The 19343-nt window shown below is 67.7% G+C and carries 21 protein-coding genes; 17 read left to right on the top strand and 4 right to left on the bottom strand.

Annotation, left to right across the window (positions count from 1 at the left end):
• The first annotated feature begins 40 nt into the window (after positions 1 to 40).
• The 11 genes from ACKTT0_RS23255 (at position 41) to ACKTT0_RS23205 (ending at position 9016) form a co-directional block, all read left to right on the top strand.
• Positions 41 to 307 carry an exodeoxyribonuclease VII small subunit gene (locus ACKTT0_RS23255; RefSeq protein ID WP_028355553.1) on the top strand — a complete coding sequence of 89 codons (267 nt, stop codon included), beginning with the start codon at positions 41 to 43 and terminating at the stop codon, positions 305 to 307.
• A 4-nt stretch (positions 308 to 311) separates the two neighbouring features.
• Positions 312 to 1223: a polyprenyl synthetase family protein gene (locus ACKTT0_RS23250; protein WP_094806991.1), complete on the top strand. Its 912-nt coding sequence runs from the start codon at positions 312 to 314 to the stop codon at positions 1221 to 1223.
• A gap of 8 nt (positions 1224 to 1231) precedes the next feature.
• Positions 1232 to 3115 carry a 1-deoxy-D-xylulose-5-phosphate synthase gene (gene dxs / locus ACKTT0_RS23245; RefSeq protein WP_407852095.1) on the top strand — a complete coding sequence of 628 codons (1884 nt, stop codon included), beginning with the start codon at positions 1232 to 1234 and terminating at the stop codon, positions 3113 to 3115.
• Between the two features lie 149 nt (positions 3116 to 3264).
• Positions 3265 to 4062, top strand: a complete 798-nt coding sequence (gene folE2, locus ACKTT0_RS23240) for a GTP cyclohydrolase FolE2 (protein WP_407852094.1) — start codon at positions 3265 to 3267, stop codon at positions 4060 to 4062.
• Positions 4063 to 4070: 8 nt separating this feature from the next.
• Entirely contained in the window at positions 4071 to 4985 is a 915-nt protein-coding gene (locus tag ACKTT0_RS23235) for a DUF817 domain-containing protein (protein ID WP_407852093.1), read from the top strand.
• 145 nt (positions 4986 to 5130) lie between these two features.
• Entirely contained in the window at positions 5131 to 5514 is a 384-nt protein-coding gene (gene rpsF, locus ACKTT0_RS23230) for a 30S ribosomal protein S6 (protein ID WP_028355558.1), read from the top strand.
• Between the two features lie 52 nt (positions 5515 to 5566).
• Complete coding sequence (priB, locus tag ACKTT0_RS23225; protein ID WP_407852092.1) at positions 5567 to 5890, top strand: primosomal replication protein N; 324 nt, start codon at positions 5567 to 5569, stop codon at positions 5888 to 5890.
• 75 nt (positions 5891 to 5965) lie between these two features.
• Positions 5966 to 6238, top strand: coding sequence for a 30S ribosomal protein S18 (gene rpsR, locus ACKTT0_RS23220; RefSeq protein WP_012249960.1), 273 nt, complete (start codon positions 5966 to 5968; stop codon positions 6236 to 6238).
• Positions 6239 to 6253: 15 nt separating this feature from the next.
• Positions 6254 to 6709, top strand: a complete 456-nt coding sequence (gene rplI, locus ACKTT0_RS23215) for a 50S ribosomal protein L9 (protein WP_407852091.1) — start codon at positions 6254 to 6256, stop codon at positions 6707 to 6709.
• 93 nt (positions 6710 to 6802) lie between these two features.
• Positions 6803 to 7633: a BUD32 family EKC/KEOPS complex subunit gene (locus ACKTT0_RS23210; protein WP_407852090.1), complete on the top strand. Its 831-nt coding sequence runs from the start codon at positions 6803 to 6805 to the stop codon at positions 7631 to 7633.
• Positions 7634 to 7642: 9 nt separating this feature from the next.
• Positions 7643 to 9016, top strand: a complete 1374-nt coding sequence (locus ACKTT0_RS23205; RefSeq protein ID WP_407852490.1) for a replicative DNA helicase — start codon at positions 7643 to 7645, stop codon at positions 9014 to 9016.
• Between the two features lie 20 nt (positions 9017 to 9036).
• On the opposite strand, the gene ACKTT0_RS23200 is transcribed toward ACKTT0_RS23205, so the two are convergent.
• The gene (locus ACKTT0_RS23200; RefSeq protein WP_407852089.1) at positions 9037 to 9852 is read right to left on the bottom strand and encodes a BPSS1780 family membrane protein; all 816 of its coding nucleotides are present in this window, start codon (positions 9850 to 9852) and stop codon (positions 9037 to 9039) included.
• A 57-nt stretch (positions 9853 to 9909) separates the two neighbouring features.
• Positions 9910 to 10878 (bottom strand): homoserine kinase, encoded by a 969-nt coding sequence (locus ACKTT0_RS23195; protein ID WP_407852088.1) that lies wholly within the window; start codon positions 10876 to 10878, stop codon positions 9910 to 9912.
• A 147-nt stretch (positions 10879 to 11025) separates the two neighbouring features.
• On the opposite strand from ACKTT0_RS23195, the gene dusA reads away from it, so the two are divergent.
• The gene (gene dusA / locus ACKTT0_RS23190) at positions 11026 to 12033 is read left to right on the top strand and encodes a tRNA dihydrouridine(20/20a) synthase DusA (RefSeq protein ID WP_407852087.1); all 1008 of its coding nucleotides are present in this window, start codon (positions 11026 to 11028) and stop codon (positions 12031 to 12033) included.
• Positions 12034 to 12042: 9 nt separating this feature from the next.
• On the opposite strand, the gene ACKTT0_RS23185 is transcribed toward dusA, so the two are convergent.
• Positions 12043 to 12504 (bottom strand): CBS domain-containing protein, encoded by a 462-nt coding sequence (locus ACKTT0_RS23185; protein ID WP_407852086.1) that lies wholly within the window; start codon positions 12502 to 12504, stop codon positions 12043 to 12045.
• A complete protein-coding gene (locus ACKTT0_RS23180) occupies positions 12498 to 13847 on the bottom strand; it encodes a YihY family inner membrane protein (RefSeq protein ID WP_407852085.1) in 1350 nt (449 codons plus the stop codon). The genes ACKTT0_RS23185 and ACKTT0_RS23180 overlap by 7 nt, the downstream gene beginning before the upstream one ends.
• A gap of 17 nt (positions 13848 to 13864) precedes the next feature.
• Between ACKTT0_RS23180 and ACKTT0_RS23175 the strand changes: the two genes are divergently transcribed.
• The 5 genes from ACKTT0_RS23175 (at position 13865) to leuC (ending at position 19336) form a co-directional block, all read left to right on the top strand.
• Positions 13865 to 14248, top strand: a complete 384-nt coding sequence (locus tag ACKTT0_RS23175) for a DUF2069 domain-containing protein (RefSeq protein ID WP_407852084.1) — start codon at positions 13865 to 13867, stop codon at positions 14246 to 14248.
• Entirely contained in the window at positions 14245 to 15726 is a 1482-nt protein-coding gene (locus tag ACKTT0_RS23170) for a protein adenylyltransferase SelO (RefSeq protein ID WP_407852083.1), read from the top strand. Before ACKTT0_RS23175 ends, ACKTT0_RS23170 begins: the two co-directional genes overlap by 4 nt.
• 104 nt (positions 15727 to 15830) lie before the next feature.
• Positions 15831 to 16889: a chorismate synthase gene (gene aroC, locus ACKTT0_RS23165; protein ID WP_407852082.1), complete on the top strand. Its 1059-nt coding sequence runs from the start codon at positions 15831 to 15833 to the stop codon at positions 16887 to 16889.
• A 59-nt stretch (positions 16890 to 16948) separates the two neighbouring features.
• Entirely contained in the window at positions 16949 to 17791 is an 843-nt protein-coding gene (locus ACKTT0_RS23160) for a M48 family metallopeptidase (RefSeq protein WP_407852081.1), read from the top strand.
• Between the two features lie 141 nt (positions 17792 to 17932).
• Entirely contained in the window at positions 17933 to 19336 is a 1404-nt protein-coding gene (gene leuC, locus ACKTT0_RS23155) for a 3-isopropylmalate dehydratase large subunit (protein WP_407852080.1), read from the top strand.
• Positions 19337 to 19343 lie beyond the last annotated feature (7 nt).

Raw genomic sequence — 19343 nt, 5'->3', positions numbered from 1 at the left:
TTCACGGATCGACTCAACTACCCCGCGCCCGGAGCCACGTTTGGCCACTTCCCCGCAAACCGATCCGCAGCACGACGACCGCCCCTTGCCCCAGGACTTCGAAACGGCGCTGGCCGAACTCGAGACGCTGGTCGCGGCCATGGAGGACGGATCGCTGCCGCTCGAGCAATCGCTGGCCGCCTATCGCCGCGGCGTCGAGCTTACGCGCGTCTGCCAGGAGCGCCTCGCGCAGGCCGAGCAGCAGGTCAAGATCCTGGAAGACGGCCTGCTGCGGCCGCTGGACCCGCGCGCGCTCGACGACGAATAATCGGATGAAGCAACATCACCTTGCGTTCGCGGACTGGTTGCAAGGCCGCGCGCAGCACATCGAAGCCGTCCTGGACGAATTCCTGCCGGCCGCCGATGCACTGCCGGCGCGCCTGCACGAAGCCATGCGCTACGCCGTGCTGGGCGGCGGCAAGCGGGTCCGCGCCGCGTTGGTCTATGCGGCCGGCCAGGCATGTCCGGTCAACGGCAGCGCCGTGGCCATCCAGGCCTCGATGGACCGCGCCGCCGCCGCGGTCGAGCTGATCCATGCCTATTCGCTGGTGCACGACGACCTGCCATGCATGGACGACGATACGCTGCGGCGCGGCCGTCCCACCACGCACGTGCAATTCGACGAGGCCACCGCCATGCTGGCCGGGGATGCGTTGCAGCCGTTGGCTTTCGAGTTGCTGGCCGACATGCCCATCGCGCCGGCGCTGGTGGTGCAGGCCACGCAGGCCCTGGCCCGCGCGGCCGGCAGCCAGGGCATGGCGGGCGGGCAGGCCATCGATTTGCACAGCGTGGGCCGCGCCTTGTCGCGCGACGAACTGCAGACCATGCACACCATGAAGACCGGCGCCATGCTGGCCTGCAGTGTCGCGCTGGGCGGCATCGTGTCGGGGGCGAGCTCCAGCACGCGGCAGGCGCTGGACGACTACGCGCAGGCCATCGGCCTGGCTTTCCAGGTGGTCGACGACATTCTCGACGTCACCGCGGATTCCGCCAGCCTGGGCAAGACACCCGGCAAGGACGCCGCTGGCAACAAGCCCACCTATGTCTCGCTGCTGGGCCTGGATGGCGCCCGCGCGCTGGCCGAAGAGCTGCGCGCGGCGGCGCACGGGGCGCTGGCGCCGTTGGGCGACTCCGGCGCCATGCTGGCCCGCCTGGCAGACTACATCGTACTCAGAGATCGCTGATATCGAGCATGACGACAGAATTACTGGACCGTATTCACACCCCGGCCGACCTGCGGCAGCTGGACCGCCGCGAGCTCAAGACGCTGGCGGAAGAGCTGCGCGGCTTCGTGCTGGAATCGGTATCCCGGACGGGCGGGCACTTGTCCTCCAACCTGGGCACCATCGAGCTGACCCTGGCCCTGCATCGCGTCTTCGACACGCCGCATGATCGCATCGTCTGGGATGTCGGGCACCAGTCGTATCCGCACAAGATCCTGACCGGGCGCCGCGAAGGCATGGCGCGCCTGCGCCAGGAGGGCGGCATCTCGGGCTTTCCGAAACGCAGCGAATCCGAGTACGACGCCTTCGGGACGGCGCACTCGTCGACCTCCATCTCGGCCGCCCTGGGCATGGCGGTGGCATCGCGCAACGCCGGCGTGCAGCGCCAGCACATCGCCGTCATCGGCGACGGCGCGATGTCCGCCGGCATGGCCTTCGAGGCCATGAACAACGCCGGCGTCACGCCCGACATCAACCTGCTGGTGGTGCTGAACGACAACGACATGTCGATCTCGCCGCCGGTCGGAGCGCTCAATCGCTACCTGGCGCGGCTGATGTCGGGCCGCTTCTATGCCGCGGCCAAGAATGTCGGGCGCGCCATGCTGCAGCACGTGCCGCCGGTGCTGGAACTGGCGCGCCGCTTCGAGGAGCATGCCAAGGGCATGGTCACTCCCGCCACGCTGTTCGAGGAGTTCGGCTTCAACTATGTCGGTCCCATCGACGGCCACGACCTCGATGCGCTGATCCCGACGCTGCAGAACCTCAAGGCGCTGCAGGGCTTGCAGTTCCTGCACGTGGTCACGCGCAAGGGGCAGGGCTACAAGCTGGCGGAAGCCGATCCGGTGCTGTATCACGGCCCGGGCAAGTTCGACCCGGCGGTCGGCATCCAGCAGGGCAAGCCCTCGGCGCGCAAGACATTCACGCAGGTGTTCGGCCAGTGGCTGTGCGACATGGCCGAGCGCGACGAGCGGCTGGTGGGCATTACCCCGGCCATGCGCGAGGGCAGCGGCCTGGTGGACTTTGAAAAGCGCTTTCCGCGCCGTTATTTCGACGTGGGCATCGCCGAGCAGCATGCCGTCACGTTTGCCGCGGGCCTGGCCTGCGAGGGCCAGAAGCCGGTGGTTGCCATCTATTCCACGTTCCTGCAGCGCGGCTACGATCAACTGATCCACGACGTGGCGCTGCAGAACCTGGACGTGACGTTCGCGCTCGATCGCGCCGGCCTGGTCGGCGCGGATGGCGCCACCCATGCCGGCAACTACGACATCGCTTATCTGCGCTGCATCCCGAACATGGTCGTGGCCACGCCTTCCGACGAGAACGAGGCGCGGCTGCTGCTGTCCACCTGTTATGCCCATCCTGGCCCGGCCTCGGTGCGCTATCCGCGCGGCGCCGGCTGCGGCGCCGCCGTCTCGCCCGGACTCGACACCGTGCCGCTCGGCAAGGGCGTGGTGCGGCGCGAGGGCCGGCGCATCGCCATCCTGGCGTTCGGCACGCTGCTGCAGCCCGCGCTGGCGGCCGCCGAGGCGCTGGATGCCACCGTGGCCGACATGCGCTTCGTCAAGCCGATCGACCGTGCGCTGATTCTCGAGCTGGCGGCGCGCCATGAGGCGCTGGTTACGCTGGAAGAGGCCGCCGTCATGGGCGGCGCCGGCAGCGCCGTCACCGAAGTGCTGCACCAGGAGGGCGTCGGCGTGCCCGTGCTGCAGCTGGGCCTGCCCGACCAGTTCATCGACCATGGCGACCAGGCCGCGTTGCTGGCCGGGGTGGGGCTGGATGCCGCGGGCATCGAGCGGTCGATCCGGACCCGTTTTGACCCGCAGCCGGGCAGCGGCCCTGCCGCCGCCGGCTGACCGGCGGGGTGGGGCGGGGTGTGGTTCCCAACCTACTAGTAGGAGGGTTTTCCGCCCTCCCGGCCCGCCTTTTCGGTAATAATGGCTCCGCTAACATATTTCAGGGCACAGCGATTCTCATTTCTTTCCGCCCTGACAGGTAATCTCCTATGAATTCTCCGATCGATCCCGCCATCGTGATGCCCGACGTCCAGAGTTCGGCTGACACGCGGCACATCCCGATTCAGCGCGTGGGCATCCGCGGCGTGCGGCATCCCATGCTGGTGGCGGGCGCCGACGGTGCCGCGCAGCCCACCGTGGCCAACTGGACGCTGACCGTCGCGCTGCCGGCCGAAGAGAAGGGCACGCACATGTCGCGTTTCGTGGCGCTGCTCGAGAAATACCGCAGCACGCCCATGACGCCGGCGCTGTTCGCGGCCATGGCGCGCGACATGCTGCCGCTGCTGCACGCCGAGCGCGGCGACATCACGGCGGCCTTCCCGTACTTCATCAACAAGTCGGCGCCCGTCTCGGGCGTGCAGAGCCTGCTCGATTACGAGGTGCAGTGGATCGCCCGGGCCGCCGGCGACCAGGTCGAGTTCGAGCTGGTCGTGCAAGTGCCTGTTACCAGCCTGTGCCCGTGTTCCAAGGCCATTTCCGAGTACGGCGCGCACAACCAGCGCTCGCATGTCACCGTGTCGGCCGTGCTGGACGGCGAGGTCTCCATGGACCGCATCATCCGGCTCGTCGAGGATGAAGGGTCGTGCGAACTGTGGGGCCTGCTCAAGCGGCCCGACGAGAAATTCGTCACCGAGCGCGCCTACGACAATCCCAAGTTCGTCGAAGACCTGGTGCGCGACGTGGCCGCGCGGCTGGCGTCCCACCCCGGCGTGGCGCGCTACCGCGTCGAGGCCGAGAACTTCGAGTCCATCCACAACCACTCCGCCTACGCTGTCGTCGAGGGCTGAGCGCCGCCATGGCGCCCGCCCCGGCCGCGCGCGACTGGCCGCTGATCGCCCGGCTGGAAGGCTGGGAGTCGGGGTTTGCGCAGCGGCTCACGACGCGGGGGCGGCTGGCGGCCGCCTGCTACGAATTCTTCCGCTTCGGCGTCAAGCAGGCCTGGGCGTGCCTGTTCGGCGGCCTGATGTGCGCGCTGCTGCTCGCCACGCACTGGTGGTACCCTGCCGGCGCCGGGCTGGCGCGCTACGATTTCCTGACACTGGCCGCGCTGGCCATCCAGGCCTTGCTGCTGGCATTGCGCATGGAAACCCTGGCCGAGGCCAAGGTGATCTTGATGTTCCATGTGGTGGGTACCCTCATGGAACTGTTCAAGACGGCTGTCGGCTCCTGGATCTATCCGGAGGCCAGCGTGTTGCGGCTGGGCGGCGTGCCGTTGTTCACGGGGTTCATGTACGCAGCCGTGGGCAGCTATCTGGCGCGCGTCTGGCGGCTATTTGATTTCCGCTTCACCCGGCATCCGCCGCTGGGCGCCACGCTGGTGCTGTCGGCGCTGATCTACGCTAATTTCTTCACCCACCACTATATGGCCGACCTGCGCGGCGCCCTGTTCGCACTGGCGGCGCTGCTGTTCGGCCGCACCTGGGTCCACTACCGGATCTGGCGGGCGCACCGGCGCATGCCGCTATTGTTCGGCTTCGTGCTGGTCGCGCTCTTTATCTGGCTGGCCGAAAATATCGGCACATTCGCCCATGCCTGGCGCTACCCGAACCAGTCGCAGGGCTGGGACTGGGTCGCTCCCGCGAAATTGGGGTCATGGTTCCTGCTGATGATCATCAGCTACGTGATGGTCAGCCTGGTGAACCGGCCCGTGCGCCCCGGACAGGCTTCGGCGGCGGCTTTGGCTTGCGTTGCCGTACAAGATCGGCGATAATCGAGAGCTTTCTTGCTCGACTGCCGTCTTTTGCCGCCTGTGAAAGGGCGCGGAAAGGACGCGGCGGGCTGCCCCTTGCGGGCGCGGACGTTGCTGGTTTTCCTCGGGCGCCCCTGCCGCAAGACATCCTCAAGGAGTTTTACCCATGCGTCACTACGAAGTAGTGTTCATTGTCCATCCGGACCAAAGCGAGCAGGTGCCCGCCATGGTCGAGCGCTACCAGTCGCTCGTCACGGGCCAGGGCGGTGCCGTGCACCGCCTGGAAGACTGGGGCCGCCGCCAACTGGCCTACCCGATCCAGAAGCTTGTCAAGGCGCACTACGTCTGCATGAACATCGAGTGCGGCCAGGCCACGCTCGACGAGCTCGAGCATTCGTTCCGCTACAACGACGCCGTGCTGCGCCACCTGGTCATCAAGACCAAGAAAGCGCAGACCTCGCCCTCGATCATGATGAAGTCGGTCGAGCGCGAAGAGGCCCGCAAGGCCAGCACGGAAGCGGCCGCGCCGGCCCAGGCTCAGGCCCAGTAACCCGGCCAGCGCCGTCGTTCCACCCGACGTTGAAACATCAGTACCCGGCCGGATGAACAAGCTGGAACTCAGCGCCCGCGTTCTCGAATGCGAGCCTTTGCGCCACACTCCCGCCGGCGTGCCAGCGCTGGAAATGCTGCTGGCCCACGAATCGGAAGTCATCGAAGCGGGGCATCCGCGCCGCGTCGAAGTGACGATTTCCGCCGTGGCCCTGGGCGATCTGGCACAACTGCTGGCCGGCACCCCGCTGGGGACCGAATTGCAGGTGCAGGGCTTTCTGGCCGCGGCACGCAAGGATTCGGTGAAGGTCAAGCTGCACATGCAGCTGGCCCGTAAAGTCGGCGGCAGCGCAGGGCACGATCCGTTGGTGGGATGACAGGCTACCGGACCCAGACACAGATTTCGGGCATACGGGATGAACCCCCGGCCCGGCTAGACTAAGAGGCACATCATGGCTTTCTTCGGAAAACGCAAAGAGAAACGCAAATTCACGCAGCAGAACCCGCTGTTCAAGCGCCGCAAGTTCTGCCGCTTCACCGCCGCCGGCGTCGAAGAGATCGACTACAAGGATCTCGACACGCTGCGCGACTTCGTGCAGGAAAACGGCAAGATCATCCCGGCCCGCCTGACCGGCACCAAGGCACACTACCAGCGCCAGCTGGACACCGCCATCAAGCGCGCGCGCTTCCTGGCCCTGTTGCCTTACACCGACAACCACAACTGATCCGGGGGCACTGAAATGCAAGTCATCCTGCTCGAAAAAGTCGTCAACCTGGGCAACCTCGGCGAAATCGTCCGGGTGCGCGACGGTTACGCCCGCAACTTCCTGATCCCCCAGAAAAAGGCCCGTCGCGCGACCGACGCCGCCCTGAAGGAATTCGAAGCGCGCCGCGCCGAACTGGAAAAGATCCAGGCCGAGAAGCTGGCCGCCGCCGAAGCGCTGGGCAACCGCCTGGCCGGCTTCCAGCTGAAGGTGGTGCAAAAGGCCGGCGTGGACGGCCGCCTGTTCGGTTCGGTGACCAACGCCGACGTGGCCGAGGGTCTGAAGAAGGCCGGCTTCGACGCCGTCGAAAAGGGCCAGGTGCGCCTGCCCGCCGGCCCGCTGAAGGCCGTGGGCGAATACCCGATCCAAGTTGCGCTGCACGCCGATGTCGTGACGGACGTGACCGTGGTGGTGGAAGGCGACATCGCTTAAGCTTGCCGCTTTCGCACCGCAAAAAAGCCGGCGCAGGTGCCGGCTTTTTTGTTGGCGCGCCGATTCGTGTCCAGTCAGCACCGGAGGATATTCTTGAGCCAGCCGCCTCAGCATCAACAAGCGCCCGCCGGCTTGCGCGCCTGGCTCGAGAGCGTCGACGGCGCCCGCGAGCCGTCGGTGCGCGAGGTCGTCATCGACGGCGTTGCCTGCGTGGTGAAACGCCGCCGCGCCGGCCTCTTGCAGGGCCTGGGCTATGCGCTGCGGTACGTGCGCGCCCTCGGGCTGGCACTGGGCTGCAAGTTGTTCCTGGGCGAGTTCCCGCGGCCCGGCGTGCTGCTGCGCAATGGCTTGGCGTACGAGGGGGAGCGGCTGCGCCGGCTGGCGCAGGCCGGTTGCCGGGTGCCGCATGTGTGGTGGGAAGAACCCGGGCTGCTGGTGCTCGAGCACGTGGGCGAAGACCTGGCCAACCTGATCCGCCATGCCAGCCCGCCGCAGCGCGCCGACTGGGTGCGGGCCCTGGCGGCCGACCTTGCGGCCTTTCACGCGCGCGGCCACTGGCACGGGGGCGCCCAGGTGCGCAACATCACTTTGCGCGACGGCGAACTGTGGCGCATCGATTTCGAGGAAAACATCGGTGGCGCCTTGTCCTTGCCGCTGGCGCAGGCTTACGATCTATTCCAGCTCGTGGCGTCGCTGCTGTCCCTGCGCAAGCTGGAGGATGATAATCTGCCGGGGCTGGGCACGCTGATGCTCGATGTGTATTTCCAGGCCCGCCCCGCGCCGGCCGTCCGGGCACGCCTGGCCCGGTTGGGGCGCGTGGTGGGCGCATGCGCCGCGGTGTTGCGCCCCGTGGCCGGACGTCTGCCGGGGCGCGATATCCAAGGCTTTTTCCGGGTGGCCGACACCCTGCGTACACTTTACTAGTAGTCCATGATGAATACACCCGCCGATTCCCAGCTAGAGTACTTGCGCGTGCCGCCGCATTCCATCGAGGCCGAGCAGTCGGTGCTGGGTGGCTTGCTGCTGGACAACAGCACCTGGGACCGCATCGCCGACGTGCTGGGCGAAGAGGATTTCTACCGCCACGACCATCGGCTGATCTGGCATCACATTGCCCGCCTGGTGGGCCTGGCACGCCCGGCCGACGTCATTACCGTCAATGAGTCGCTGGTCAGCGCGGGCAAGGCCGAGGACACCGGCGGCCTGGCGTATCTGAACGCCCTGGCCCACAACACACCGTCGGCGGCCAACATCCGGCGCTATGCCGAGATCGTGCGCGAGCGCGCGATGCTACGCAAGCTGGTGTCGATCGCCGACGAGATCTCCGCGGCCGCGCTCAACCCCCAGGGCAAGGAGGCGCGGCAGCTGCTGGACGAGGCTGAGTCGAAGGTGTTCAAGATCGCCCAGGAAGGCGAGAAGGGCTCGGCCGGCTTCCAGGAAATCCAGCCCCTCCTGACCCAGGTGGTCGAACGCATCGACGAGCTGTATCACCGCGACAGCGACTCCGACGTCACCGGTGTGCCCACCGGCTTCACCGATCTGGACAAGATGACCTCCGGCCTGCAGCCGGGCGACCTGGTCATCGTGGCCGGCCGCCCCTCGATGGGCAAGACCTCGTTCTCCATGAACATCGGCGAGCACGTGGCCATCGAGCAGGGCCTGCCGGTGGCCGTGTTTTCCATGGAAATGGGCGCCGTGCAGCTGGCCATGCGCATGCTGGGCTCGGTCGGCATGCTGGACCAGCATCGCATGCGCACCGGCAAGCTGATCGCCGACGACTGGCCGCGCGTCACCCATGCCGTGCAGCTCATGCAGGATGCCCAGGTCTACATCGACGAGACGCCGGCGCTCAGCGCCATGGAAGTGCGCGCGCGCGCGCGCCGGCTGGCGCGCCAGTGCGGGCAGTTGGGCCTGATCATCATCGACTACCTGCAGCTGATGGCGGGCAATGGCGGTGGCGAGAACCGGGCGACCGAAATCTCGGAAATCAGCCGTTCGCTGAAAGGCCTGGCCAAGGAGCTGAATTGCCCGCTGATCGCGCTGTCGCAGCTCAACCGCAGTCTCGAACAACGGCCCAACAAGCGGCCGGTGATGAGCGACCTGCGCGAATCGGGCGCCATCGAACAGGATGCCGACTTGATCCTGTTCATCTACCGCGACGAAGTCTACAACCCGGACTCGCCCGACAAGGGCACCGCCGAGATCATCGTGGGCAAGCAGCGTAACGGCCCGATCGGCACGGTGCGGCTGACTTTCCAGGGGTCGAGCACGCGCTTCCTGAACTTCACCGCAGCGCCGCAATACTAGGCGCCTTTCCGGGGCCGCGCTCAGGCCTCGGATTCGCTGCGGTCGTTCGAGCCGCCGTCCAGGTGCGCGTGGGAGTCCTCGATGCCGAAGACCGAGGTATAGGCTGGATAAAAGCTGCAATAGAGCACGCCGCCCGCCGCGATGTTGAACGGGATCTGCAGGGTGCCGGCCAGTTGCGGCGACAGCCCCGCGCTGACCAGCAGGCCCGCGCACAGGTCGATGAACAGGAACACCAGCACCCACGCGGTGCCGTAGACCAGGAAGGCCCATTTATTGCGCCAGCAGGCAACGCCCGAGAAAAACAGCGCCTGGCCGATGCGCAGGCCATGCCAGGCCACCAGCACGGGCGCGTGCCAGAACAGCGCCGCGATGATGACGTAGAGAATGCCGAACAGCGCGAGCGGCACGCGCATGGCGCTGATGAATGGCGTGATGTCCTGCTCGACCGAGGCGATGCGCATGCCTTCGGTCAGGGCGCTGGAAAACGGCAGGAACGAGACCAGGCCGGCGGTGATGCACAGCGCCGCGTAGAGCACGCCGAGGATCAGCAGTTTCTTGAACACGCCCGGGCGGGTCAGCGGCTGGGGCCACATGGACGGCAGCATGATCCGGTCGGCCTCGACATGCTTGCAGGCGGACAGGGTCATGAGGGTCACCACGGGCATCAGGGCGACGAAGAACAGCGGCCCGATCGGCGGCGTGAAGGTCGCGAACAGCACCAGCAAGCTGATGGCCAGGGCCCAGGTAAACATGGCCAGCGGCTGCTTCATGAACAGTCGCAGGCCGTCGCGTACCCATTGCCAGCCGTAGGACGCGGGTAGGGATGCTGCTTGCATAGGTCTCGTTACGGATTGAAAACGGGGGCTCACACTCAATTATGGGGGCCGTGGCCGTCAGGGCAAGGCCGCCAACCCGGGGCGGTGGCGTGCTTGCAACACTCTTTCGAAGTGGCGCGGATCGTGCGGCTTGAGTGTCTGGGCCGGCCGGGGCAGGTAATAGTCGTACAGGCGCGACAGCCAGAAGCGCAGCGCCGCCGCGCGCAGCATGTGCGGCCAGGCCTGGCGCTCTTCGGCGGTAAAGGGGCGCCGTGCCGCATACGCCGCCAGCCATGCCTGCAGCAATTCGGGCACGAAAGCCCCGGTATCGCGTTCGATGCACCAGTCATTGACGCTGACCGCCACGTCGAACAGCCAGCTGTCGCAACCCGCGAAATAGAAATCGATGATGCCGCCCATCAGCGGGTCTTCGAACGTGCCGGCGAACAGGACATTGTCGCGGAACAGGTCGCAGTGCGCCGGGCCCGACGGCAGCGCCTGCCAGGCTGGCGTGCCCGCCAGGCGCTGTTGCTCGGCCAGTTCGCGCCGCAGCAGGTCGGCCTGCGCGGGGGCCAGGAACGGCAGCACCTTGGGGGCGGTTTCCGTCCACCAGGCCAGGCCGCGCAAATTCGGCTGCCGCAGCGGGAAATCGCGGGCGGCGAGGTGGGCCCGCGCCAGCGTGTCCCCCGCCAGCCGGCAATGAGTGGGCCCGGGTGCTGGCTCGTAGCCGCCTGGCAGGCGCGTCACGATGGCGCAGGGCTTGCCGTGCAGGACCGTCAGGCGGCTGCCGTCGTGCAGGGTCTGGGGCTGGGGCACGGGTACGCCGCGGGCCGCCAAGTGGTGCATCAGTTCGATGTAGAACGGCAGTTGCGCCTGGGTGAGCACCTCGAACAGGGTCAGCACGTATTCGCCGCGCGTGGTCGCCAGAAAGTAGTTGGTATTTTCGATGCCGGCGGTGATGCCGCGCAGGGACACCAGCTCGCCCAGGTCGTAGTGGGCCAGCAGGGCCCGGGCATCGTCGTCGGAAACAGGGGTGAATACGGCCATTGATCAGCAGATGGGGTGGGGGGCCGGGCATGCCGAGGCGGCGGTTGCCCGGGCGGGCCCCAATTTTAGTCTACCGCCGCCGCGAGGCCGGACGCCGCCGCGCGCGCACCGTAAAATACCGGATTCACCATCTTGCCCGAGCGATTTTTGAGTTCTCCCGACTGGCGACTGTGCGTCGCCCCCATGATCGACGTGACGGACCGGCATTGCCGCTACTTTCACCGGCTGCTGGCGCCGCGCGCGCGCCTGTACACCGAGATGATCACCACGGGGGCGCTGCTGCATGGCAACGTGGGGCGCCACCTGGATTTCGACGGCGCCGAACATCCGGTCGCGCTGCAGCTGGGCGGCAGCGAACCCGAGGCGCTGGCGCATGCCGCGCGGCTGGGGCGCCAGTGGGGCTACGACGAGATCAACCTGAATTGCGGCTGCCCCTCGGAACGGGTGCAGCGCGGCGCCTTCGGCGCCTGCCTCATGGCCGAGCCGGCCCTGGTGGCCGACTGCATGAAGGCCATGCAGGACGCGGTGGATGTGCCGGTCACGGTCAAGCACCGGCTGGGCCTGGACTATGACGAGTCATACGATTTCGTGCGCGACTTCGTCGGCGCCATCCACGATACCGGCTGCCGGGTATTCATCGTGCACGCGCGCAATGCCGTGCTCAAGGGCCTGTCGCCCAAGGACAACCGCGAGATTCCGCCGCTGCGCTATGCGGTCGCGCAGCGGCTGAAGGCCGATTTTCCCGACAGCACCATCGTGCTCAATGGCGGGCTGGCCGACGCCGCCCAGGCGGTGGCGGCGGCTGCGGAGTTCGATGGCGTGATGCTGGGGCGGGCAGCCTGGCATACGCCGCGAGTGCTGTCGGAGGCCTCGCTGCGCCTGTGGCCGGCTGTCCGCCTGCCCACCGACGCCCAGGTGGTGGACGCCATGGTGCGCTATGCGGCTGCGCAAGTCGCGCAGGGCGTGCCGTTGCGGGTCATCGTGCGTCCCCTGCTGGGGCTGGTGAACGGGCAAGCGGGGGCGCGCCGTTGGCGGCGCCTGTTGTCGGACCCGGCGCGGCTGGCCGGCAATGATCCGACACTTATTTACGAGGCGTGGCGCAGCCTGCAGGGCGCGCCGCGTGAGCGCGCCGAGGCCTTGCCGGCGGCATCCTGAGGCGGTGGCTCAGGCCTTGCTGGCCGCGCTGCCGTCCATCGGCCAGTCGCGGATGTACGCCTTGAGCATGTTGTTCTCGAACTGCTGCGCGGCCACGATGGCCTGCGCCATGTCGTAGAAGGAGATCACGCCCATCAGGGTGGGGCCGTCCATGACGGGGATGTAGCGCGCGTGCTTTTCGAGCATCAGGCGCTGTACTTCGTCGGCGCTGGTATTGGGCGACACGCTGACCGGCGCGTCATCCATGATGGCGCGGATGGTGGTCTGGCCCAATTCGCCGCCATGATCGTGCAGGTGGCGGATGATCTCGCGGAAGGTCAGCATGCCGGTCAGCATGCCGGACTCCATGATGACCAGCGAGCCGATGTCCTGCTCGCTCATGGTTTGCACCGCCTGCGCCACCGGCATGTCCGGCGAGGCCGTATAGAGCGTGTCGCCCTTCACACGAAGAATTTCGCTGACCTTCAACATGATGATTCTCCCGGGGCCCGCGGCCCCCTTCTACTATGCTTGCCCGCCTCGAGCGGCACGATCGCCGCGAGTCCGTCAGGTGTATTGTGCGCCAGCCCGGCCAGTTCTTCCAGCGTGGGCGCCTTGCCGGCGCCCAGCACGGCGGCCGCCACGGCGGCGACCTGCGGGTCGTCGCGTAGGCGGGGCTGGTGCCGGTCCAGCAGGAAATGGTCGAACACCGGCTCGAGCGTGGTCTGGCGCGGGTCGCACGCCAGCAGCCAGCGCTGGCCGGCGGTGCGGGCCACCAGCCCCAGGCTTTCCAGCTTGTCGAGGACGGCGTTCAGTTCATCATGGTGCAGGTGCAGGCGCTTGGCCAGCGCGCTGGTGCTGCGGCCGGACGGCCGCATGCCCTGCGCGGCGTGCAGCGAGCGCAGCACGGCCAGCGCGTCGATGAAGGGCGCTCCAGGGCTGCGGTTGATTTCCCAGCGGCCCAGCCGGATCAACGGCACGCTGGCCGCCACGGTGGCGCCGAACAGCACCGCCAGCCACGACAGGTAGATCCAGAGCAGGAAGATGGGCAGCGTCGCGAAGGCGCCATAAATGACGGTATAGGTGGGAAAGCGCGTCAGGTAATAGGCAAAGGCGGCCTTCATCAGTTCCAGCACGATCGCCGTGCCGAAGCCCCCCGCCAGCGCGTCGCGCCAGTACACATGGCGATTGGGCACCACCACGAACAGCGCCGCGAACCCGAGGCCGGTGAGCACCAGCGGCACGAACGAGATCGCCAGGCTGACGATTTCCGGCACGTCGCGCACCAGGCCCATGGATTCGCGCGCGAGGAACGAGGTGGCCCACAGGCTGGCCCCGGCCACCACGGGACCGAGCGTCACGACCGCCCAATACACCAGCGCGCGCTGGGGCAGGGGGCGCTGGCGCGTCACGTGCCAGATGTCGTTGAAAGTCTTGTCGATGGTCATGATGAGCAGCAGCGACGTGACCACCAGGAAGGCGCCGCCGATTGCCGTCAGGCGCGAGGCCTGGCGGGCGAACTGGTTGAGGTAGTCCATGATGTTGTCGGACACGGCCGGCGGCATCAGGCTATGGGCCAGGAAGTCCTCCAGCGCCACGCGGAAATCCTGGAAGACCGGGAAGGCGGTGAACAGCGACAGCACCACGGCCAGCATCGGCACGATGCCGAGCACGGTGGTGAACGTGAGGCTGGAAGCGACTTGCAGCAGTTTTTCTTCGTCGGCGCGCTGCGCGGCGAAACGGAACACCTTGCCCACGCGCGCGATCCAGGGCGCGCGCGGGCGGGAGGCGGCGGCCGCCGCCGGCTGAGCGGCGGGCTCGGCGGAATGGCTCATCAGGCGATAATAGCAGTATGAATCCCGAACTCAACCCCACCTTGCGGCGCCTCGCGTCGGCCTCGCTGCTGGGCCTGATCCTGCTGTGCGTAGCCTGGGAAACCGTGCTGGCGCCCATCCGGCCCGGCGGTTCGTGGCTGTTCCTGAAGGCGCTGCCGCTGGCTTTCCCGTTGCGCGGCATCCTGCGCGGCAACGTGTACACCTACCAGTGGGCGTCCATGCTGGCGCTGCTGTACCTGATGGAAGGCGTGGTGCGCGCCATGTCGGACCCGGCGCCGTTGTCGGCCGCGCTGGCGGGCATGGAGGCGGCGCTGTCGCTGGTCTTCTTCCTGGCCGCCATCTTCTATGTGCGGCCCGCCAAGCGCGCCGCCCGCGCCCGGCGCGCCGGAGGTCCGTCATGAGCGTCGCCACCCTGGGGCAACTGCAGGTGCGCAATTCCTACGCCGCGCTGCCGCCCGTGTTCTATTCGCGGCTCGAGCCCCGGCCGCTGACCGCGCCACGCCTGCTGCACGCCAACGAGCAGGCGGCGGCGCTGATCGGCCTGTCGGCCGCGGCGCTGCAGTCCGACGAGTTCCTGCGCGTGTTCTCGGGCCAGCAGCCGCTGCCCGGCGGGCAGACGCTGGCCGCGGTCTACAGCGGCCACCAGTTTGGCGTGTGGGCAGGGCAGCTGGGCGATGGCCGCGCGCACCTGCTGGGAGAAGTGGCCGGCCCGCGCGGCTCCTGGGAATTGCAGCTCAAGGGTTCGGGCATGACGCCATATTCGCGCATGGGCGACGGTCGCGCGGTGCTGCGTTCGTCGGTGCGCGAATACCTGGCCAGCGAGGCCATGCACGGGCTGGGCATTCCCACTACGCGGGCGCTGGCGCTGGTCGTGTCGGACGACCTCGTCATGCGCGAGACGGTCGAGACGGCCGCCATCGTCACCCGCATGTCGCCCAGCTTCGTGCGCTTCGGCTCGTTCGAGCACTGGTCGTCGCGCCGCCAGCCGGACGAACTGCGCGTGCTGGCCGACTACGTGATCGACAAGTTCTATCCGGACTGCCGCCAGCCCGGCGACGGCGCCCACGAGCCGCTGCTACGCCTGCTGGCCGAGGTGACGCGGCGCACGGCCTTGCTGATGGCCGACTGGCAGGCCGTGGGCTTCTGCCATGGCGTCATGAACACCGACAACATGTCCATCCTGGGGCTCACGCTCGACTACGGCCCGTATGGTTTCATGGACACCTTCCGGCTCGACCACATCTGCAACCATTCCGATACCGAAGGCCGCTACGCCTGGAATCGCCAGCCCTCGGTGGCATTGTGGAACCTCTACCGGCTGGGGGGCAGCCTGCATGCGCTGGTGCCCGACGTCGAGGCACTGCGGGCCGTGCTGGATTCCTACGAGACGACGTTCACCCGGGCCTTCCACCAGCGCATGGCGGCCAAGCTGGGCCTCTGCGGCTGGCGCGCCGACGACGAGCCGCTGCTCGACGACCTGCTGCGGCTCATGCACGACAACCGCGCCGATTTCACCCTGGCGTTCCGCCGCCTGGCCGACGCGGTACGCGGGCGGCCGCAGGGTTTCCAGGACCTGTTCATCGACCGCGCGGCGGCGCTGGCATGGTTCGAGCGCCTGGCGGCGCGCCATGCCGAGGAGGGCGGGGCGCCCGAACCCGAGGCGCGGGCCCGCGCCATGGACGGGGTCAACCCGCTGTATGTGCTGCGCAACCACCTGGCCGAACAGGCCATCCAGGCCGCCAAGGCGGGCGATGCCGGCGAGATCGACACCCTGCTGGAGCTGCTGCGCGATCCGTACACCGAGCGGCCGGGCCGCGAGGCTTATGCCGCGCTGCCGCCCGACTGGGCCGGCGGCATCGAGGTCAGCTGCTCTTCCTGAGCACGGCGCAGGCGCGGGTCGGGCGCGCCGCATACGTTTGGTAGCGGCCGGCGGCCCACTCGGTGTCATAATCGAGCCTGCTCCACTGGCTTCTCGACCCGTCTATGTCCGGCAACACTCTCGGTACCCTTTTCTGCGTCACTAATTTCGGCGAATCGCACGGCCCGGCCATCGGCTGCGTGGTCGACGGCTGCCCGCCCGGCCTGGCGCTGGATGCCGCGGATATCCAAGCCGAACTGGATCGCCGCCGTCCCGGCACGTCGCGCCATGTCACGCAGCGCCAGGAGCCCGACCAGGTGGAGATCCTGTCCGGGGTGTACGAGGGGGTCACCACGGGCACCCCCATCGCGCTGCTGATCCGCAATACCGACGCGCGCAGCAAGGATTACTCCAATATTGCCGATACCTTCCGGCCCGGCCATGCCGATTTCACCTATACGCGCAAATACGGCCTGCGCGACCCGCGCGGCGGCGGGCGCTCGTCGGCGCGCCTGACCGCGCCTACCGTGGCGGCCGGGGCCATTGCCAAGAAATGGCTGGCCGAAACCTACGGCGTGCGGGTGCGCGGCTACATGAGCCAGCTCGGCCCCATCGTCATTCCTTTCGCATCGTGGGACGACGTGCCGGGCAATCCGTTCTATGCGCCCAATGCGGGCATCGTGCCCGAACTCGAAGCCTATATGGACCAGTTGCGGCGCGATGGCGATTCGGTTGGCGCGCGCATCGAGGTCGTGGCGGAGAACCTGCCAGCGGGCTGGGGCGAGCCGCTGTACGACCGCCTGGATGCCGATATCGCCCACGTGATGATGGGCCTGAACGCCGTCAAGGGCGTTTCCATCGGCGCCGGCTTCGGCTGCATCGAGCAGCGCGGCTCCGAGCACGGCGACGAGATCACGCCCGAAGGCTTCGTCGGCAATAATGCCGGCGGCGTGCTGGGCGGCATTTCGACCGGGCAGCCGGTCACCGTATCGCTGGCCATCAAGCCTACGTCCAGCATCCGTGTCGAGCGCCGCTCGATCAACCGCGCGGGCGAGCCGGTCATGGTCCAGACGCTCGGACGCCACGATCCCTGCGTGGGCATCCGCGCCACCCCCATTGCCGAGGCCATGCTGGCGCTCGTGCTGATCGACCACGCGCTGCGCCACCGGGGGCAATGCGGCTGAGACACCCATTCGCGGCGCCAGGCGCCGGTTCGACAATGCCTACGACGGGAGGAGCGCTGATGAACGCTGGAATTCCACTGGTTTTGCGGACGTTGCTACGCACGGCGGCGCTGGCCGGCGCCGTGGCGCTGGCGGGCTGCTCGAGCGTGCAGACGACCCAGTCGGGCGCCATCGGCATCGAGCGCACCCAATACATGTCCAGCATGGTGCCCGAGCAGGAGCTCGAGCAGGAAGCCGGCCAGCAGTATGCCGACATCATCCAGAAGGCGCGCGCCCAGGGCGCCCTGGACCGCGATCCCAAGCAGGTGGCGCGGGTCAAGGCCATTTCGCAGCGCCTGATCGCGCAGGCGGGCACATTCCGCCCGGATGCCGCGAACTGGCAATGGGAAGTCCACGTGCTGTCGCTGAACGAAGTCAACGCATGGTGCATGCCGGGCGGCAAGATCGCCGTCTATACGGGCCTGCTCAACCAGATCAAGCCCACCGACGCCGAGCTGGCCGCCGTGCTGGGCCATGAAATCGCCCACGCATTGCGCGAACATGCGCGCGAGCGCGTATCGCAGCAGATGGTCACCAATCTGGGGCTGTCGGTGCTGTCCATCGCGACCGGCGTGTCGGCCGACCTGGGCAGCAAGCTCACCGACGTCATGTTCACCTTGCCCAACAGCCGCACGCACGAGACCGAGGCCGACCTGATGGGCGTCGAGCTGGCCGCGCGCGCGGGCTACGATCCGCGGGCCGCCGTCACGCTATGGCAGAAGATGGGGGCGGCGGACAGCGGCAATGCGCCGCCCGAGTTCCTTTCCACCCACCCGTCCGCGGCTTCCCGGATTTCCGAGTTGCAGGCGGCCTCGCAGCGCGTCATGCCCCTGTACGAGCAGGCGGGCGGCAAGGCCAAGTAGAGCGCGGGCGCCGGGTCAGGGTGGTGCTTCCAATACTAGGATAACAAGTCTCGTTGTACTAGGTTGGGAGCGTGGGCATAATCAGGGCATCGCTTTCCGATGTCCCCATCCGGCATGGCCGGATTTTCCGCGAGTCTACCCATGGCCCAAACTCTCTACGACAAACTCTGGGAGGCGCACGTCGTCCACCAGGAATCCGACGGCACCTGTCTGCTGTACATCGACCGCCACCTGCTGCACGAGGTCACCAGCCCGCAGGCGTTCGAGGGCCTGGCCATGGCCGGCCGCAAGCCCTGGCGTACCGGCGCCAACCTGGCCGTGGCCGATCACAACGTGCCTACGCTGAACCGGGCGCGCGGCATCGACGACCCGATCTCGAAACTGCAGGTCGACACGCTGGACGCCAATTGCGAGAAGTATGGCATTACCGAGTTCCGCATGGCCGACCTGCGCCAGGGCATCGTGCACGTCATCGGGCCGGAGCAGGGCGCCACGCTGCCCGGCATGACGGTGGTGTGCGGCGATTCGCATACCAGCACGCACGGCGCGCTGGGCGCGCTGGCGTTCGGCATCGGCACGTCCGAGGTCGAGCACGTGCTGGCCACCCAGACCCTGCTCATGAAAAAGAACAAGAGCATGCTGATCAAGGTGGAAGGCGAACTGCCTTTCGGCTGTACGGCCAAGGATGTGGTGCTGCACATCATCGGCATCATCGGCACCGCCGGCGGCACGGGCCATGCCATCGAGTTCGCCGGCAGCACCATTCGCAACCTGTCGATCGAAGGGCGCATGACGGTCTGCAACATGGCCATCGAAGCCGGCGCCCGTTCCGGCATGGTGGCGGTCGATGACAAGACCATCGAATATTTCCGCGGCCGTCCGTTCGCGCCCAGCGGCGTGCTGTGGGACCAGGCAGTGGCCTACTGGCGCACGCTGCACAGCGACCCCGGCGCCAGTTTCGATCGCGTCGTGGAAGTCAATGCCCAGGACATCAAGCCGCAGGTCACCTGGGGCACCTCGCCCGAAATGGTGCTGCCGGTGGACGCGCGCGTTCCCGATCCCGACCGTGAAAAAGACGATGTGCGGCGCAGCGGCATGGAGCGCGCCCTGCAGTACATGGGGCTCAAGCCCAACACCCCCTTGACCGACATCCGCGTCGACCGCGTCTTCATCGGTTCGTGCACCAACTCGCGTATCGAGGACCTGCGCGCGGCGGCAGCCGTGGCGCGCGGCAAGCGCGTGGCGTCCAATGTGCGGCAGGCCATGGTGGTGCCCGGTTCGGGGCTGGTCAAGCAACAGGCCGAGCGCGAAGGCCTGGACAAGATCTTCATCGAGGCCGGCTTCGAATGGCGCGAGCCTGGCTGTTCGATGTGCCTGGCCATGAATGCCGACCGCCTCGAACCCGAAGAACGCTGCGCCTCGACTTCGAACCGCAATTTCGAGGGCCGGCAGGGGCAGGGCGGACGCACGCACCTGGTCAGCCCCGCGATGGCCGCCGCGGCCGCCGTGGCCGGCCATTTCGTCGACGTCCGCAATTTCCGCTGAGAGCCTC

Source organism: Bordetella saccharivorans (genome assembly GCF_045862855.1).
Classification (GTDB): Bacteria; Pseudomonadota; Gammaproteobacteria; order Burkholderiales; family Burkholderiaceae_B; genus Bordetella_A; species Bordetella_A petrii_F.
Note: the sequence above shows the minus strand (reverse complement) of the source record. Positions and strands in the feature narration are given on the sequence as shown.

Bases quoted from the DNA above. Each gene is read 5' to 3' on its own strand.
- ACKTT0_RS23250 (WP_094806991.1), top strand. From the start codon at position 312: ATGAAGCAACATCACCTTGCGTTCGCGGACTGGTTGCAAGGCCGCGCG.
- dxs (WP_407852095.1), top strand. From the start codon at position 1,232: ATGACGACAGAATTACTGGACCGTATTCACACCCCGGCCGACCTGCGG.
- folE2 (WP_407852094.1), top strand. From the start codon at position 3,265: ATGAATTCTCCGATCGATCCCGCCATCGTGATGCCCGACGTCCAGAGT.
- ACKTT0_RS23235 (WP_407852093.1), top strand. From the start codon at position 4,071: ATGGCGCCCGCCCCGGCCGCGCGCGACTGGCCGCTGATCGCCCGGCTG.
- rpsF (WP_028355558.1), top strand. From the start codon at position 5,131: ATGCGTCACTACGAAGTAGTGTTCATTGTCCATCCGGACCAAAGCGAG.
- priB (WP_407852092.1), top strand. From the start codon at position 5,567: ATGAACAAGCTGGAACTCAGCGCCCGCGTTCTCGAATGCGAGCCTTTG.
- rpsR (WP_012249960.1), top strand. From the start codon at position 5,966: ATGGCTTTCTTCGGAAAACGCAAAGAGAAACGCAAATTCACGCAGCAG.
- rplI (WP_407852091.1), top strand. From the start codon at position 6,254: ATGCAAGTCATCCTGCTCGAAAAAGTCGTCAACCTGGGCAACCTCGGC.
- ACKTT0_RS23205 (WP_407852490.1), top strand. From the start codon at position 7,643: ATGAATACACCCGCCGATTCCCAGCTAGAGTACTTGCGCGTGCCGCCG.
- ACKTT0_RS23200 (WP_407852089.1), bottom strand. From the start codon at position 9,852: ATGCAAGCAGCATCCCTACCCGCGTCCTACGGCTGGCAATGGGTACGC.
- ACKTT0_RS23195 (WP_407852088.1), bottom strand. From the start codon at position 10,878: ATGGCCGTATTCACCCCTGTTTCCGACGACGATGCCCGGGCCCTGCTG.
- ACKTT0_RS23185 (WP_407852086.1), bottom strand. From the start codon at position 12,504: ATGTTGAAGGTCAGCGAAATTCTTCGTGTGAAGGGCGACACGCTCTAT.
- ACKTT0_RS23180 (WP_407852085.1), bottom strand. From the start codon at position 13,847: ATGAGCCATTCCGCCGAGCCCGCCGCTCAGCCGGCGGCGGCCGCCGCC.
- ACKTT0_RS23175 (WP_407852084.1), top strand. From the start codon at position 13,865: ATGAATCCCGAACTCAACCCCACCTTGCGGCGCCTCGCGTCGGCCTCG.
- ACKTT0_RS23170 (WP_407852083.1), top strand. From the start codon at position 14,245: ATGAGCGTCGCCACCCTGGGGCAACTGCAGGTGCGCAATTCCTACGCC.
- aroC (WP_407852082.1), top strand. From the start codon at position 15,831: ATGTCCGGCAACACTCTCGGTACCCTTTTCTGCGTCACTAATTTCGGC.
- ACKTT0_RS23160 (WP_407852081.1), top strand. From the start codon at position 16,949: ATGAACGCTGGAATTCCACTGGTTTTGCGGACGTTGCTACGCACGGCG.
- leuC (WP_407852080.1), top strand. From the start codon at position 17,933: ATGGCCCAAACTCTCTACGACAAACTCTGGGAGGCGCACGTCGTCCAC.